This is a genomic window from Mesorhizobium sp. SARCC-RB16n, assembly GCF_008520305.1.
GTDB lineage: Bacteria > Pseudomonadota > Alphaproteobacteria > Rhizobiales > Rhizobiaceae > Mesorhizobium.
On sequence record NZ_ML703287.1, the window covers coordinates 131,671 to 145,220 of the forward strand.

The 13,550-nt window shown below is 63.8% G+C and carries 12 protein-coding genes and 1 pseudogene; 10 read left to right on the forward strand and 3 right to left on the reverse strand.

Translation table 11 applies throughout. The features are described from left to right. Positions 1 to 16 precede the first annotated feature (16 nt). On the reverse strand, positions 17 to 1,255 hold the full coding sequence (locus C7I87_RS28620; RefSeq protein ID WP_149907374.1) for an extracellular solute-binding protein: 1,239 nt from the start codon (positions 1,253 to 1,255) through the stop codon (positions 17 to 19). A 218-nt stretch (positions 1,256 to 1,473) separates the two neighbouring features. On the opposite strand from C7I87_RS28620, the gene C7I87_RS28625 reads away from it, so the two are divergent. The 4 genes and pseudogenes from C7I87_RS28625 (at position 1,474) to C7I87_RS28640 (ending at position 5,516) form a co-directional block, all read left to right on the forward strand. Beyond that, complete coding sequence (locus tag C7I87_RS28625) at positions 1,474 to 2,688, forward strand: ROK family transcriptional regulator (RefSeq protein ID WP_149907375.1); 1,215 nt, start codon at positions 1,474 to 1,476, stop codon at positions 2,686 to 2,688. Between the two features lie 103 nt (positions 2,689 to 2,791). Next, positions 2,792 to 4,402: an inorganic phosphate transporter gene (locus C7I87_RS28630; protein ID WP_149907376.1), complete on the forward strand. Its 1,611-nt coding sequence runs from the start codon at positions 2,792 to 2,794 to the stop codon at positions 4,400 to 4,402. A gap of 90 nt (positions 4,403 to 4,492) precedes the next feature. Then, positions 4,493 to 4,876: a hypothetical protein gene (locus C7I87_RS28635; RefSeq protein WP_149907377.1), complete on the forward strand. Its 384-nt coding sequence runs from the start codon at positions 4,493 to 4,495 to the stop codon at positions 4,874 to 4,876. Continuing rightward, positions 4,834 to 5,516, forward strand: a pseudogene (locus C7I87_RS28640) (CorA family divalent cation transporter). The gene C7I87_RS28635 and the pseudogene C7I87_RS28640 overlap by 43 nt, the downstream one beginning before the upstream one ends. Positions 5,517 to 5,560: 44 nt before the next feature. Here C7I87_RS28640 and C7I87_RS28650 read toward each other — a convergent pair. Both C7I87_RS28650 and C7I87_RS28655 read right to left on the reverse strand, forming a co-directional pair. Further along, positions 5,561 to 6,721 (reverse strand): patatin-like phospholipase family protein, encoded by a 1,161-nt coding sequence (locus C7I87_RS28650; RefSeq protein ID WP_149907380.1) that lies wholly within the window; start codon positions 6,719 to 6,721, stop codon positions 5,561 to 5,563. After that, a complete protein-coding gene (locus C7I87_RS28655; RefSeq protein WP_149907381.1) occupies positions 6,714 to 7,502 on the reverse strand; it encodes an acetoacetate decarboxylase in 789 nt (262 codons plus the stop codon). Before C7I87_RS28655 ends, C7I87_RS28650 begins: the two co-directional genes overlap by 8 nt. 218 nt (positions 7,503 to 7,720) lie before the next feature. Between C7I87_RS28655 and C7I87_RS28660 the strand changes: the two genes are divergently transcribed. From C7I87_RS28660 to C7I87_RS28685, 6 genes are all read left to right on the forward strand, one after another. Continuing rightward, positions 7,721 to 8,509 carry a 3-hydroxybutyrate dehydrogenase gene (locus C7I87_RS28660; protein WP_149907382.1) on the forward strand — a complete coding sequence of 263 codons (789 nt, stop codon included), beginning with the start codon at positions 7,721 to 7,723 and terminating at the stop codon, positions 8,507 to 8,509. A gap of 68 nt (positions 8,510 to 8,577) precedes the next feature. Beyond that, entirely contained in the window at positions 8,578 to 9,339 is a 762-nt protein-coding gene (locus tag C7I87_RS28665) for a phosphodiesterase (RefSeq protein WP_149907383.1), read from the forward strand. A gap of 272 nt (positions 9,340 to 9,611) precedes the next feature. Further along, positions 9,612 to 10,940: an NAD(P)H-dependent oxidoreductase gene (locus C7I87_RS28670; RefSeq protein WP_149907384.1), complete on the forward strand. Its 1,329-nt coding sequence runs from the start codon at positions 9,612 to 9,614 to the stop codon at positions 10,938 to 10,940. Between the two features lie 2 nt (positions 10,941 to 10,942). Then, the gene (locus tag C7I87_RS28675) at positions 10,943 to 11,971 is read left to right on the forward strand and encodes a thiamine pyrophosphate-dependent dehydrogenase E1 component subunit alpha (protein WP_149907385.1); all 1,029 of its coding nucleotides are present in this window, start codon (positions 10,943 to 10,945) and stop codon (positions 11,969 to 11,971) included. Next, entirely contained in the window at positions 11,971 to 12,969 is a 999-nt protein-coding gene (locus C7I87_RS28680; RefSeq protein ID WP_149907386.1) for an alpha-ketoacid dehydrogenase subunit beta, read from the forward strand. The genes C7I87_RS28675 and C7I87_RS28680 overlap by 1 nt, the downstream gene beginning before the upstream one ends. A 3-nt stretch (positions 12,970 to 12,972) precedes the next feature. Next, the coding region (locus tag C7I87_RS28685; RefSeq protein ID WP_149907387.1) for a biotin/lipoyl-containing protein at positions 12,973 to 13,550 on the forward strand (578 nt) is incomplete at its 3' end.

Genomic DNA, 13,550 nt, shown 5'->3' on the forward strand with positions numbered 1-13,550 from the left:
AATGGATAGAAATGTCTCAGAGGCCGCTGTTCTGCGCTGCGGTCTTCAAGGCGTCTTCCGGCGTGGCCGTGCCGAGCAGCGATTCCTGGATGGCCTGCTGCAGCGCGGTCGACAGTTCCTGGTACTTCGGCGTGGTCGGACGCGGATACATGGCTGCCAGACCGAGCTTGGCGGCGGCGATCAGTTCCTCCTGGCCCTTGGTGACGGCCGGATCGTCATAGGACGAGGCCCAGATCGGCAGGGAGAGCTTGGCATACTGGTTCTGCGTCGCCTGCGAGGTCATGAAGGTGATGTACTTCCAGGCCTCGTCCGAATGCTTGGAGACCGCGGTGACGCCGAGGCCCATCGAGCCGTTGACGGCCGACACTTCGCTGGTGCCGGCAACGCCTGGCGCCGGCACGACGCCGACCTTGCCGGCCACCTTCGAGTCCTTGGGGTCATTGGCCATGTTGTACATGTAGGTCCAGTTCAGCGCGAAAGCGGCATCGCCGTTTTCGAAAACCTTGCGAACGTCCTCTTCCAGGAATTCCTTGGAATTGGGATTGGTGAGGCCTGACTTGTAGCTGTCGACCATGTATTTCAGCGCCAGCAGGCCGCCGCCATTCTGGAAGTCCGGCTTGCCGTCCTTGAGGAAGTCGCCGCCATAGGCGCTGACCAGCGTGGTGTAGTCGCAGATCGCGGCTTCCGCCTGCGACCAGCTCCAGGCGATCGGGGTCTTCAGCAGCCCCTTGTCCTGGATGATCTTGGCCTGTGCGCCGAGCTCTTCCCAGGTCTTCGGCGGCGTCTTGATGCCGGCCTTTTCCAGGATATCCTTGTTGTAGAACAGGTACTTGGTGTCGAGGATCCAAGGCATGCCATAGTATTTGCCGTCATACTGGACGGTGGTCCAGGCGCCGGGCAGCACGCCCTTCTTCATGTCATCTGTGATCTTCGACGACACATCGACCAGCACCTTGTTGGTGGCGTATTCAGCCGGCCAGATGACGTCGAACAGCACGACGTCATAGCCGCCGCCCGACCCTTGAGCGAGCACCGTCTTGTCATGCAGGCCCTCGTAGGGGACGAATTCGAGATTGACCTTGACGTCCGGATTGGCCTTGGTGAAGGCATCCGTCATGGCGCGCACGTCGGCCTCGCTGTAGGCGGCCTGCGCCATGAACAGCGCGTTGAGCGTCGTCTCGGCGAAAGCGTGGGGGACGAACAGTCCTCCGGCAAAGACCGCGCCGACCAGTGTCTTGGTGATTGTCCTAAGCATTTTCTTCTCCCATTTCCGGCGTTGACGGGTCGGCGATGCCTGCATTTCGCATCGTCTTCCCGGATCCATGTCGCGTGACCTGATGGTACCGGGCTGACCAGTGGCGACAGGCAGAGGCCTTGGCCATCTTGTTTTTGGGTGCTCGGTTCGCATTAAGTCAATTCGCTTGACTTAATTAGTCGATCAATATCCTAATGGAGTCAAGAGGGGAAACGCCGATGGACGACATCAGCCCGATCCGCGCCAAGAGCGGCACCAACCAGGAAGGCACCAGCGCACACAATCGTCGCGTCATGATCGAGGCGTTGCGTCTCAATGGCGCACTGTCGCGGGCTGACCTGGCGCGGGCGACTCAACTCACCAAGCAGGCGGTCTCCAACATCATCGAGGACCTGGAACGCGATGGCCTGGTCGTCGCGCTCGATGCGGTGCGCAAGGGCAGGGGCCAGCCGTCGACCCCTTACAGGCTGGTGCCCGAAGGCGCTTTCGCCATCGGCCTGCAGATCGATCGTCATCTGACGCGGGCGGTCGCGGTCGATCTGATGGGCAGCGTGCTGGCGCGCGCCGAGGCGAACCTGCCGTTCGATGAGCCGTCAAGGGGCGTCGAGGTGATCCTGGGCCTGATCGATGGCGTCCGGCGCGAGCTGGCCGGCATTTCCTCACAGTCGGAAAAACGCCTCGTCGGTCTCGGCGTCGCCATGCCCGGCCCGTTCGGCCTGAAGAATTCGGATGACAAATGGATGATGCCGGCCTGGCAGAAGTTTCCGCTGCTGGACACGCTGGCCAAGGGCACGGGACTGAATGTCGGCCTGCAGAACGATGCCGCGGCCTGCGCGACGGCCGAACGCATCGTCGGTGCCGCGCATGGCGTCGACCACGCTGTGTGTCTTTATGTCGGCTATGGCATTGGCGCCGGACTGATCCTCAACGGCGAGCTGTACAGCGGCGGCCACGGCAATGCCGGCGAAATCGGCATGGCCTTGCTGTCGCCGGCCGGTCCGGGCTCGACGCCGCTCGAACATCGCGCGTCACTGGCCTCGCTTTACCAGCATCTTGATCTCGATCCCGCCGACGAGGACCTCTACGGAAAGATCGGCGCGTCGGCCGCGGCCGGTGACGTGAAGATCATGGCCTGGATCGACGGGGCGGCGCATGACCTGCGCTGGAGCGTGCACCTCATCGAAACCATCTTCGATCCGCAGACAGTGATCCTGACCAGCGGCGCGCCGGAAGCGCTGGCGCGCCGGCTTGTCGAGGCGATGCATCCGCTGCTGCCGTCGATCGCCGACCGGCCAGGCCGGGCTTTGCCGCGCCTGCAACTCGGCACCACCGACCCTTGGTCGATCGCGCTTGGGGCGGCCGCGGCGCCGATCAGCCGTGCCTTCGATCCGCTGTTCTCCGCGATCCTGAAGACACGCTCCGGTCCCGCTTGAAGGAGCCCGTGGTAGGTAAGGCCGCTCCCCGCGTCACACAGGGTTCATCGTCCATACATAGCGTTAATCTCGGTTCTTTGCTGCAATGCAATAGGAGTGGGACATGGTGGACATAGTTTCTAGTGAGGCGGGCATTCCGAGACCAGAGCATCCGCTGGATAGTTCGGGCGGCGCGAAGTGGTTCCTGCCGGCCTTCGGCGTGCTGGTGTTGGTCGGCGTGGTCTATGTCGGCTACGCGCTGAGCCAGGACCTGGCGGTGGCCAAGACGGTGCCGTGGATCCTGCTCGGCATCGCCTTGCTGATCGCGCTCGGCTTCGAATTCGTCAACGGTTTTCACGACACCGCCAATGCGGTGGCGACCGTCATCTACACGCGCTCGCTGCCGGCGGAATTCGCCGTCATGTGGTCGGGCGCCTTCAATTTCCTCGGCGTTCTCACCTCCAGCGGCGCGGTCGCCTTCGGCATCCTGTCGCTGCTGCCCGTCGAGCTGATCCTGCAGGTAGGCTCGTCCTCCGGCTTCGCCATGGTGTTCGCATTGCTGGTGGCCGCGATCCTGTGGAACCTCGGCACCTGGTTCCTCGGCCTGCCGGCGTCCAGCTCGCACACGATGGTCGGCTCGATCATCGGCGTCGGCCTCGCCAACCAGTTCATGGCACCCGCCGGCAGCGCCACCAGCGGCGTCGACTGGTCGCAGGCGACCAATGTTGGCGTGACCTTGCTGGTGTCGCCGATCATCGGCTTCTTCGCCGCCGCCATCCTGCTCTATGCGATGAAGCTTCTCGTCCGCAATCCGGCGCTCTACGAGGCGCCGAAGGGCAATGCCCCACCGCCTTGGTGGATCCGCGCTCTGCTCATCTTCACCTGCACCGGCGTCAGCTTCGCGCATGGCTCCAATGACGGACAAAAGGGCATGGGCCTGATCATGCTGATCCTGATCGGCGTGGTGCCGACGGCCTATGCGCTGAATCGTACACCCGACATCAACTATCTCGAAGCCTACAAATCGGCTTCGGTTGGCGTGGAGACCGCGCTGGGCAAATATGTGAAGCCTGGTGTCACCGTTGCCGATGCGAAGGATGCCAAGGCAGCCGTGCAGGACGCCGTGCGCACCCGGACCTGGAGCGACAAGACGACCGTCGCGCTGCAGAGCTACATCCACAGCACGACGGCCGAGCTGCAGCCTTACGCTTCGGTCGACAATGTGCCGACCGATCTGGTGAGCAACGCCCGCAACGACATCTATCTGATCGGCGAGGCGCTGAAACTGATCGACAAGAAGAAGTTGCTGCCGATGGAGGCCGCCGATCTGAAGGCGGTCACCGACTATCACAAGGCCGTCGACAACGCGACGAAGTTCATCCCGATATGGGTGAAGGTCGCTGTGGCCCTGGCGCTTGGCCTGGGCACCATGGTCGGCTGGAAACGCATCGTCGTCACGGTCGGCGAGAAGATCGGCAAGAGCCACCTGACCTATGGCCAGGGTGCTGCCGCCGAACTTGTCGCCATGGTCACCATCGGCATGGCCGACCGTATGGGTCTGCCGGTGTCGACGACCCACGTGCTGTCATCCGGCGTCGCCGGCACGATGGCGGCGAACGGCTCGGGCCTGCAGTGGTCGACGGTGCGCAACCTGTTGCTCGCGTGGGTGCTGACCCTGCCTTGCTCGATCGCGCTCGCCTTTGTGCTGTTCATCGTCTTCCGCCAGGTGTTCTGAGCGGGCGACGAGGCGAGACAATAAGACGGCGCCAAATCGGCGCCGTCTCCTTTTCCAGGGCGATGTTCGCTACAATTTCGGACGGCGGTCATGAACGACGCATCGCATCTGGCCTTGCTTGCGGTCGACGACCAGCATCCGGCGCCCGGGCTGGTCTGGGCCTATCGCGGCTTGCCAGGCAAACCCGCGGTGGCGCTTGCTCCGCGCGATATCGATGCGGCACTGGCGATGCCGGAAGGCTGGGTCTGGCTGCATGTCGATCTCGTCGACCAGCGCGCTCATTCCTGGGTCAGCCACGTCTGCGCCTTGCCGGCCTCGGCGCATGCGATCCTCGAAGGCCATGAAGACAGCCCCACGCTGGCGCATAGGATGGCGTCGTCCATGGCATTTCCGCCGATCTGCACAGCGAAATCGCGCGTCAGTCGACCACCATCGGCAGGTTGCGCTTCGCGGTCTCGGAGCGGCTGCTGGTAACCGGCCGCCGCCATTCGCTGGCAGCGGTCGAGCAGGTGCACGAGGCGCTGGCCGCGGGGCTGCGGCCCGCCACCGCCTTCGAACTTTTCGAGACGATCGTGCTGGCTTTCTGCAGCAGCACCAGCCTGCGGCTCACAGCCGCCACCAAGCGGCTCGACGAGGTTGAGGATCATCTGGTGACCGAGCGGCTCGCCGACGAAAGGCAGCGGCTGAAAGATGTGCGCCGTCTCGCGGTCTCCCTGCACCGCCCGATTTCGGCGCTGGCGGCACTTTTCCAGGACGAGGACCGCTCGGACTGGAAACAGTCGGAAGGGGCACACGAGACCTTGCGCCGGCTCACCACGCGTCTTGAGCGGCTCGACCGCGAGGTCGTCATGGTCAACGACCGGGCGCGGTTGTTGCAGGAGGAAGTCGCCGCCGAGCTCGCGGACGAATCCAACCGCAGTCTGAAGGCGCTGGCGGTGATGAGCGCGCTGCTTTGCCGGGCTCGCTGATCGTCGGCATGTTCGGCATGAACACCGCCGGCCTGCCGCTCACGCAAACGCCGGGCGGCTTCGAGCTGGCGCTGTTGATCGCGGCGGGGGCGACCGGCCTGTTCTACTGGCTCTTGCTGAGAGCCGGCGCAAATCTGAGATTCTGAGCCCGGCACAACGTCCCGAGCCAAGCGTTTTCCGGCCTGAAAGTTCAGGTCGGATCTTCGCGATGCAGATCGTGGATGGTGACGCCGTCAGCATTGGTCGGCAGCATCAGCCACTTCTTATGACGCAGCGTGCGCTCGGTGTCCTCAAGGCCCATCTCCCAATGCTCGCGCATCGAGGTGCCCGAAAACTCGTAGTCCTTGGCGTGGCCCTCGTAGCCTTTGTGCTGATAGATCAGGTGGACGATGTTGACGACGCCGGCGTCGGAATAGTCGGCGATCAGCTCTTGCTCGCCGTCCTTGAGCTGCTCCGGCGGCACGCGCTTCAGCGCATCGAGCAGCTTCATCTTCAGCGCATGGATGCGCTCGAAATTGTCGGTGTTCTGCCGCGTGCGGCTCGAATACATGATGTCCTTGTGGCGCGACAGCACGTCGGCCATACCGCGCGGCAGCACGCCGCGGGCACTGAACAGATCGACCTGGAAGACCAGTGAGGAACGGTCCTCTTCCTGGTCGAGCAGATATTGCAGCGGTGTGTTGGAAACGATGCCGCCGTCCCAGTAATACTCGCCCTCGATGCGTATCGAGGGGAAGGCCGGCGGCAGCGCACCGCTCGCCATGATGTGCTCCGGCTCGATACGCACCTTCTCGGTGTCGAAATAGACGAAGTTGCCGGTCCTGACATTGACGGCGCCGACACTCAGTCGCTTCTTGCCGTCGTTCAGCACGTCGAAGTCGATCAGGCTCTTCAGTGTGTCCTTCAACTCGGCGGTGTCGTAGAAGCTAGTGGCGCCTTCCGCCCCCGACAGCTGGAACCAAGGATTGGGATTGCGCGGTTTGAAGAAGCCAGGCTGGCCCATCGTCATCGTCATCAACGACGAGGTCTGGTTGCGGATATCGCGGTAGATGTCACCTTCGGGCGTGTAGGACCAGATCTTGCGGCCGGAAATCGTCTGCCAGAACTGTTCGAGCCGCTGCAGCCGGCGGCTCGGTTCATTACCGGCAATGATCGCGGCATTGATAGCGCCGATCGAGACGCCGGATAGCCAGCCCGGTTCGCAGCCGGCGTCGGCCAGCGCCTGATAGACCCCTGCCTGATAGGCGCCGAGCGCGCCGCCGCCCTGAAAGACCAGTGCAATGCGGTCATACTGCGCCGTGATTTCCTCGATCGTGGCGGCGGCTGCCTTGTTGCGATTACGTTCAAGCACTGACTTTCTCCAGCTGGGTTGCGCTGGCAGCGGAGCGGCTGTGATCAGCGAGGTAATCATGCACGACTTCGCCCAGGCCGAGCGTCAGATCGGCTTTGAAGTGAACCGCCGACACGATGTCGAGCACCGGCAGCTTCGCCACGTCGGCCATGACGTGAGGCCGCAGATCGAGCGCGGCCGGAGCCGTCCAGGCTTCCTTCAGCGTGATATCGGTGAGGTAGTAGCGGACCAGCTCGCAAATACGGGGCGTGCCGTCGACATGCGGGATGATCTTGATCAGGAAATTGGGGGCGGCGAGCGAGGCGAGCACGGAATCGTGGTCGGCTTCACGGTGCTTGTAGCCCATCGTGCCGGTGGCGCAGAGCACGCTGCCATAGTGCAGCGTGCCGACGATCACCTCGCCTTCATGGACGATCTTGGGATTGGCGAGCTTCTTCGGAAATCCCCACAGCTCACGGCCGCCGGCGATCGGCGCGTCGTCGTCGAGATACATGGAATGGACATAGCCGCCGTGCTGGCCCTTGTAGCGCACCGGAATGACCTGGCCGGTCTCGGTATAGTCGCCGAAGCCGGTCGAGTCCGGCATGCGGATGAATTCATACTTGACCAGCGGCTCATCGATCTCCAGCGGCGCCGGCACGACGGCCTCGAGCGCCTCGCGTGTCGTGCGGTAGGTGATGATGATGTATTCGCGGTCGAAGAAACGATAGGGGCCTGGCGGGAAGGAGGGATTGGTGAGCGGCATCGCATAGGCGCGCTTCACGACATCGGCGATTTCCATCCAAGTGCCCCAATGGTTCGAAAATGACCCGCGCGAATGCGCTGGCAAATATGTTGCACGGCAGCATGACAATGCCGTGTCACCTCGAAGACGCCCTCTCGCGGAGCCGGCAAAGGCCGTCGTGGGGTTGTAATCGAGCCGACACATGGCCGTGGCATTGTCGTGTTGCGTCGCACAAACTATTCTCATCAGTCCCTCCCACCTCGCGCGAGATCACCATGGGTTCCCTGTCTTCGAAGAATGCGCTTGTCACCGGCTCGACCAGCGGTATCGGCCTTGCCATCGCCCGCGCCTTCGCGGCCGAGGGCGCCAACGTCACCATCAACGGTCTTGGCGACGCCGCTGCCATCGAGCAGGAGCGCACCGGCATCGAGAAGGATTTCGGCGTCAAGTGCCGCTACTCCGATGCCAATATGATGGATGGCGCCGCGGTCACTGCAATGGTCCATGACGCCGAAGAGGCGTTCGGCAGCCTCGACATCCTGGTCAACAATGCCGGCATCCAGCATGTGGCGCCGATCGAGGAGTTTCCCGACGACAAGTGGGAAGCCATCATCCGCATCAACCTGCTTGCCGCCTTCTACGCCATCAAGGCCGTGGTGCCGGGTATGAAGGCGCGCAAATGGGGCCGCATCATCAACACGGCCTCGGCCCATGCGCTGGTCGCCTCGCCGTTCAAGTCGGCCTATGTCTCGGCCAAGCATGGCATATCAGGGCTGACCAAGACGGTGGCGCTGGAAGTCGCGCAAAATGGCATCACCGTGAACGCGATCGCGCCCGGCTATGTCTGGACGCCGCTGGTCGAGAAGCAGATCCCCGACACGATGAAGGCGCGCGGCATGACCGAGGAACAAGTCAAGCACGACGTGCTGCTGGCCGCGCAGCCGACCAAGGAATTCGTCACCGTGGAAGAGCTTGCGGCGCTGGCATTGTTCCTGTGTTCGGATGCGGCCAAGCAGATCACCGGCACGACCTTGCCGATGGACGGCGGCTGGACGGCACAGTAGAGCTGGTCGAAACATGCCGCCTTCAGGCCGACGCCAGGGGCGCCGGCAGGAAGGCAGTGCGCGGGCCCATGAAAATCATCCAGCTCTCCGATCCGCATCTGATGGCGCCGGGAGGCCGTCTCTACGGCTCCGATCCGCTCGCCCGGCTGGAGGCCTGCCTGGCGGATATCGGCAGGAACCATGCCGATGCCGATCTGGTGGTGATATCCGGCGACCTGACCAATGACGGCGAGCGCGCCGCCTATGCGGAGTTGCAGGAGGCGCTGGCGGGGTTTGGGCCGCCTTGCCGGCTGATGCTCGGCAACCATGACGACCGGGCGCTGTTTCTTGAGACGTTCCCGCAGGCGCCTGCGGAGCGCGGGTTCGTCCAGAGTGTTTTCGATGGCAGCGAAGGCCGGCTGATCCTGCTGGATACGCTGGAGACCGGACAGGTCGAGGGTCGGCTTTGCCAGGCCCGTCTCGACTGGCTGGACGAGAAGCTGCAGGAGGCCCGCGACCGCCCGGCCTTCCTCTTCATGCACCATCCGCCGTTCCGGATCCACATGCCGGTGCTTGACGAGGTCAAGCTCGCCGACGCCGATGCCTTCCATGATATTCTCCGGCGTCACGGCAATGTCGGCCACATCTTTGCCGGCCATGTCCACAGGCTGATAGCCGGCAGCTGGCGCGGCATACCGGTCAGCACGCTGCGCAGCACCAACCATCAGACCGCACTCGATTTTTCGGACAGCTGGCGGCTGGGCCACGAGCCACCCGCCTATGCCGTGGTCTTTATCGATACCGATGGGGTGGTCGTGCATTTCCACGATTTCCTGGACGGCAGCGCCTAGCGCAAGCTCCCGGCGCCGTTCATCCCTGCGTCGCGCCCTGCGAGGCGATGCCATTCGTTCCAGCCTGGAGATACCGGCCGGCGCTCGCACTATGCCTGGCCCGAGGGATTGCGCGGTTGCTGGCCCTCCACAGCCCCTTTTCCGCCTCGCCAGGCGTGCGGGGAAAGTGCTGCAAAAGCGCTTGAATTTGGACATTAGTCTTGACAGAAATACAGATGTTCAATACCCGTCAGGCAATTGAACAAGCCTGCACTATGGGAGGATTGAGCGGTATGGCTTCCAATGTTTCGTTGACGGGCCTTGCCCGCGATCTCGAGGAACGTGGCAAATCGGGCAAGCCGATCCGCATCGGTCTGATCGGGTCGGGCGAGATGGGAACGGACATCGTCACCCGCGTCGCCCATATGTCGGGCATCGAGATCGGCGCGATCTCCGAGCTGAACCTGCCCGCCGCCAGCAAGGCGGTGGACATTGCCTTCCAGGAAACCGGCCATGCGCGCGAAGTGTCGAACGCTTCGGCGATGACGGCCGCCATGGAAGCCGGCAAGGTGGCGGTCACCAATGACGCCAGCCTTGTCATCAACAATGAACTTATCGACGTCGTCATCGATGCCACCGGCGTTCCCGCCGTCGGCGCCGAGATCGGGTTGCGCGCCATGGAGCATGGCAAGCATCTGGTGATGATGAATGTCGAGGCCGACGTCACCATCGGCGCCTATCTCAAGAGCGAGGCCGACCGGCTCGGCGTCACCTATTCGCTGGGCGCGGGCGACGAGCCGTCCTCCTGCATGGAGCTGATCGAATTCGTCTCGGCCATGGGCCATCCGATCGTCGCCGCCGGCAAGGGCAAGAACAACCCGCTCAACATCGACGCCACGCCGCCCGCCTATGAGGAAGAAGCCAGGCGCCGGCACATGAATGTGCGCATGCTGGTCGAATTCGTCGACGGCTCGAAAACCATGGTCGAGATGGCGGCGATCGCCAATGCCACAGGCCTGGTGCCCGACAAGGCCGGCATGCATGGCCCGGCCGCGACGCTCGGCGAATTGAACAAGGTGCTGGTGCCGCAGAAGGACGGTGGCGTGCTGTCCAGGGTTGGCGTCGTCGACTATTCGATCGGCAAGGGTGTCGCACCCGGCGTCTTCGTCGTCGCCGACATGTCGCATCCGCGCATCTCGGAGCGCATGGAAGATTTGAAGATGGGCAAGGGTCCGTACTTCACCTTCCACCGCCCCTACCACCTGACCTCGCTCGAAGTGCCGCTGACTTGCGCCCGCGTCGTGCTCTACGGCAAGGCCGACATGGTGCCGCTGGCCAAGCCGGTGGCTGAAGTCTGCGCGGTGGCCAAGAAGGACATGCAGCCTGGCGAGAAGCTCGATGCGATCGGCGAATATTGCTACCGCGCCTGGATCATGACGGCGCCGGAAGCCCATGCCGCCCGGGCCATCCCCTGCGGCCTGCTGCAGGGCGGTTCGGTGACGGCGCCGATCAAGAAGGGCGAACTCATCACCTACGCCAATGCCGGCCCGGCACCGGGCTCCAAGATCGCCGAACTGCGCGCCCGCCAGGACAAGCTCGTCTACGGAACCGTGGAGGCGTGATCATGGCCGGAGCCAGCAAAGCCGTCGCCGACAGCCGCGCCAACCTGCCCTTCGTCTATCGCCAGTACAGCGCCGAGCAACTGAAGCAGGTCCTCTACAAGATGTACCTTATCCGCCGCTTCGAAGAGGGCGCTGAGGAAAGCTACACGCGCGGCCTCATTCACGGCACCATGCACCTGTCCATCGGCCAGGAGGCCAGCGCCATGGGCATCTGCATGCCGCTTGGCGAGGATGACCAGATCACCTCGACGCATCGCGGCCACGGCCATTGCATCGCCAAGGGTGCGGAAGTGAAGCGCATGTTCGCCGAGTTCTTCGGCAAGACCACCGGCTACTGCAAGGGCCGCGGCGGTTCGATGCACATTGCCGATGTCGCCAAGGGCAATCTCGGCGCTAACGGCATTGTCGGCGGCGGCATCCCGATCGCCGTCGGCGCCGCGCTCTCCTCCAAGATGATGAAGACCGGCAAGGTCGTCGTGTCCTTCTTCGGCGACGGCGCCAACAATGAGGGCGCCTTCCACGAGGCGCTTAACATGGCGGCGGTCTGGAAGCTGCCGGTTATTTTCGTGTGCGAGAACAATGGCTACGGCATGTCGACATCGACGGCCCGATCCACCGCGGTCAAGAACATCGCCGATCGCGCCGCCGCCTATTCGATGCCGGGCGTCATCGTCAACGGCAACATCTTCTCCGAGGTCGCCGAGGCGTCTTACAAGGCGGTCGAGCGGGCACGCGCGGGCGAGGGGCCGACGCTGATCGAATCCAAGACCTATCGCCATCGCGGCCACTCCAAGAGCGACCGCAATCGCTACCGCACCAAGGAAGAGATCGAGGACTGGATGTCGAACCGCGACCCGATCACGCTGTTCGAGAACGAGCTGCGGGAATTCGGCTTCATCGACGACAAGGGCATCGAGGCCATTCGCGAGGCGGTGGCGCGGGAGATCGCCGACGGCATCGAGTTCGCCAAGACAAGCCCCTCGCCTGACGTCAGCGAGACCGGAAATTACGTGTATACGGAGCAGGCGTGATGGACGCGATGGTGCGTGAACTGAGCTACGCCCAGGCGATCCAGGAAGCCATGGCGATCGCCATGGACATGGACGAGCGCGTCTTCCTGATGGGCGAGGATATCGGCGTCTATGGCGGCGCCTTCCAGGTGACCGGCGATCTGGTCGAGCGCTATGGCACGGACCGGGTTTTGGACACGCCGATTTCGGAACTGGGCGGCGCGGGCGTCGCTGTCGGGGCAGCCGTCACCGGCATGCGACCGATCTTCGAATTCCAGTTTTCCGATTTCGCCACGCTTGCCATGGAGCAGATCGTCAACCAGGCGGCCAAGATGCGCTTCATGCTGGGCGGCGAGGTTTCGGTGCCGGTGGTGATGCGCTTTCCCGCCGGTTCCGGCACGGGCGCCGCGGCACAGCACAGCCAGAGCCTGGAAGCCTGGCTCGGCCATGTGCCGGGCCTCAAGGTCATCCAGCCGGCGACGCCGTACGATGCCAAGGGCATGCTTCTGGCGGCTGTCGCCGATCCTGATCCCGTGATGATCTTCGAGCACAAGCTGCTCTACAAGGCAAAGGGGCCGGTGCCCGAAGGCTATTACACCGTGCCGATCGGCAAGGCCGACATCCGCCGCGAGGGCCGCGATCTCACCATCGTCGCCACCTCGATCATGGTGCAGAAGGCGCTCGACGCCGCCGCCACGCTTGAGGCCGAAGGCATTGACGTCGAAGTCGTCGACCTCAGGACCATCCGGCCGATGGACAAGCAGACCGTCATCGACAGCGTCAAGAAGACGTCGCGGCTGATGTGCGTCTATGAAGCGGTCAAGACGCTGGGCATCGGCGCCGAGGTCAGCGCCATGATCGCCGAGAGCGAGGCGTTCGATTATCTCGATGCGCCGATCGTGCGCCTCGGCGGTGCTGAAACGCCGATCCCCTACAATCCGGAACTGGAAAAGGCCACGGTGCCGCAGGTGCCCGACATCATCACCGCCGCGCGCGACCTCGTCAAAGGGGTTCGCTGAGACATGCCGACCGAAGTCATTCTTCCCAAGGTCGACATGGACATGGCGACCGGACAGATCTCGCGCTGGTTCGCCGAGGAAGGCGCCAGCGTCAAGAAGGGCGATGTGCTGTTCGAGATCGAGACCGACAAGGCGGCGATGGAGATTGATGCACCGGCCAGCGGCGTGCTTCGCGACGTGACGGGCAAGGAAGGCGTCGACATCCCGGTCGGCGCGCCGGTTGCCTGGATCTATGCCGATGGCGAGGCCTATGGAGCCAAGCAGGGCGCGGCGTCAATCTCTCCCCTCATGGGAGAGATGTCGGCGAAGCAGACAGAGGAGGGCGCTGTCACGCCAACTGCCGGGAGCGAGGCGCCCCCCTCTGCCCTGCCGGGCATCTCCCCCACAAGGGGGGAGATCGGCCAATCGCCGGTGGGCGCGCGTGCAACACCGCTGGCTCGCCGTCTGGCGCGAGAGGCGGGTCTCACCCTTTCAGCCATATCGGGCACCGGCCCGCATGGCCGGGTGGTGAAGGCAGACGTCGACGCCGCGATCGCCGGCGGCGGCGCCAAGGCAGCCCCTGCCGCCAAGGCTCCGGCTGG

Excerpts from the sequence above, each read along its gene's own strand:
- C7I87_RS28635 (WP_149907377.1), top strand. The coding sequence starts at position 4,493 with ATGAACGACGCATCGCATCTGGCCTTGCTTGCGGTCGACGACCAGCAT.
- C7I87_RS28670 (WP_149907384.1), top strand. The coding sequence starts at position 9,612 with ATGGCTTCCAATGTTTCGTTGACGGGCCTTGCCCGCGATCTCGAGGAA.
- C7I87_RS28655 (WP_149907381.1), bottom strand. The coding sequence starts at position 7,502 with ATGGAAATCGCCGATGTCGTGAAGCGCGCCTATGCGATGCCGCTCACC.
- C7I87_RS28630 (WP_149907376.1), top strand. The coding sequence starts at position 2,792 with ATGGTGGACATAGTTTCTAGTGAGGCGGGCATTCCGAGACCAGAGCAT.
- C7I87_RS28660 (WP_149907382.1), top strand. The coding sequence starts at position 7,721 with ATGGGTTCCCTGTCTTCGAAGAATGCGCTTGTCACCGGCTCGACCAGC.
- C7I87_RS28625 (WP_149907375.1), top strand. The coding sequence starts at position 1,474 with ATGGACGACATCAGCCCGATCCGCGCCAAGAGCGGCACCAACCAGGAA.
- C7I87_RS28680 (WP_149907386.1), top strand. The coding sequence starts at position 11,971 with ATGGACGCGATGGTGCGTGAACTGAGCTACGCCCAGGCGATCCAGGAA.
- C7I87_RS28620 (WP_149907374.1), bottom strand. The coding sequence starts at position 1,255 with ATGCTTAGGACAATCACCAAGACACTGGTCGGCGCGGTCTTTGCCGGA.
- C7I87_RS28665 (WP_149907383.1), top strand. The coding sequence starts at position 8,578 with ATGAAAATCATCCAGCTCTCCGATCCGCATCTGATGGCGCCGGGAGGC.
- C7I87_RS28675 (WP_149907385.1), top strand. The coding sequence starts at position 10,943 with ATGGCCGGAGCCAGCAAAGCCGTCGCCGACAGCCGCGCCAACCTGCCC.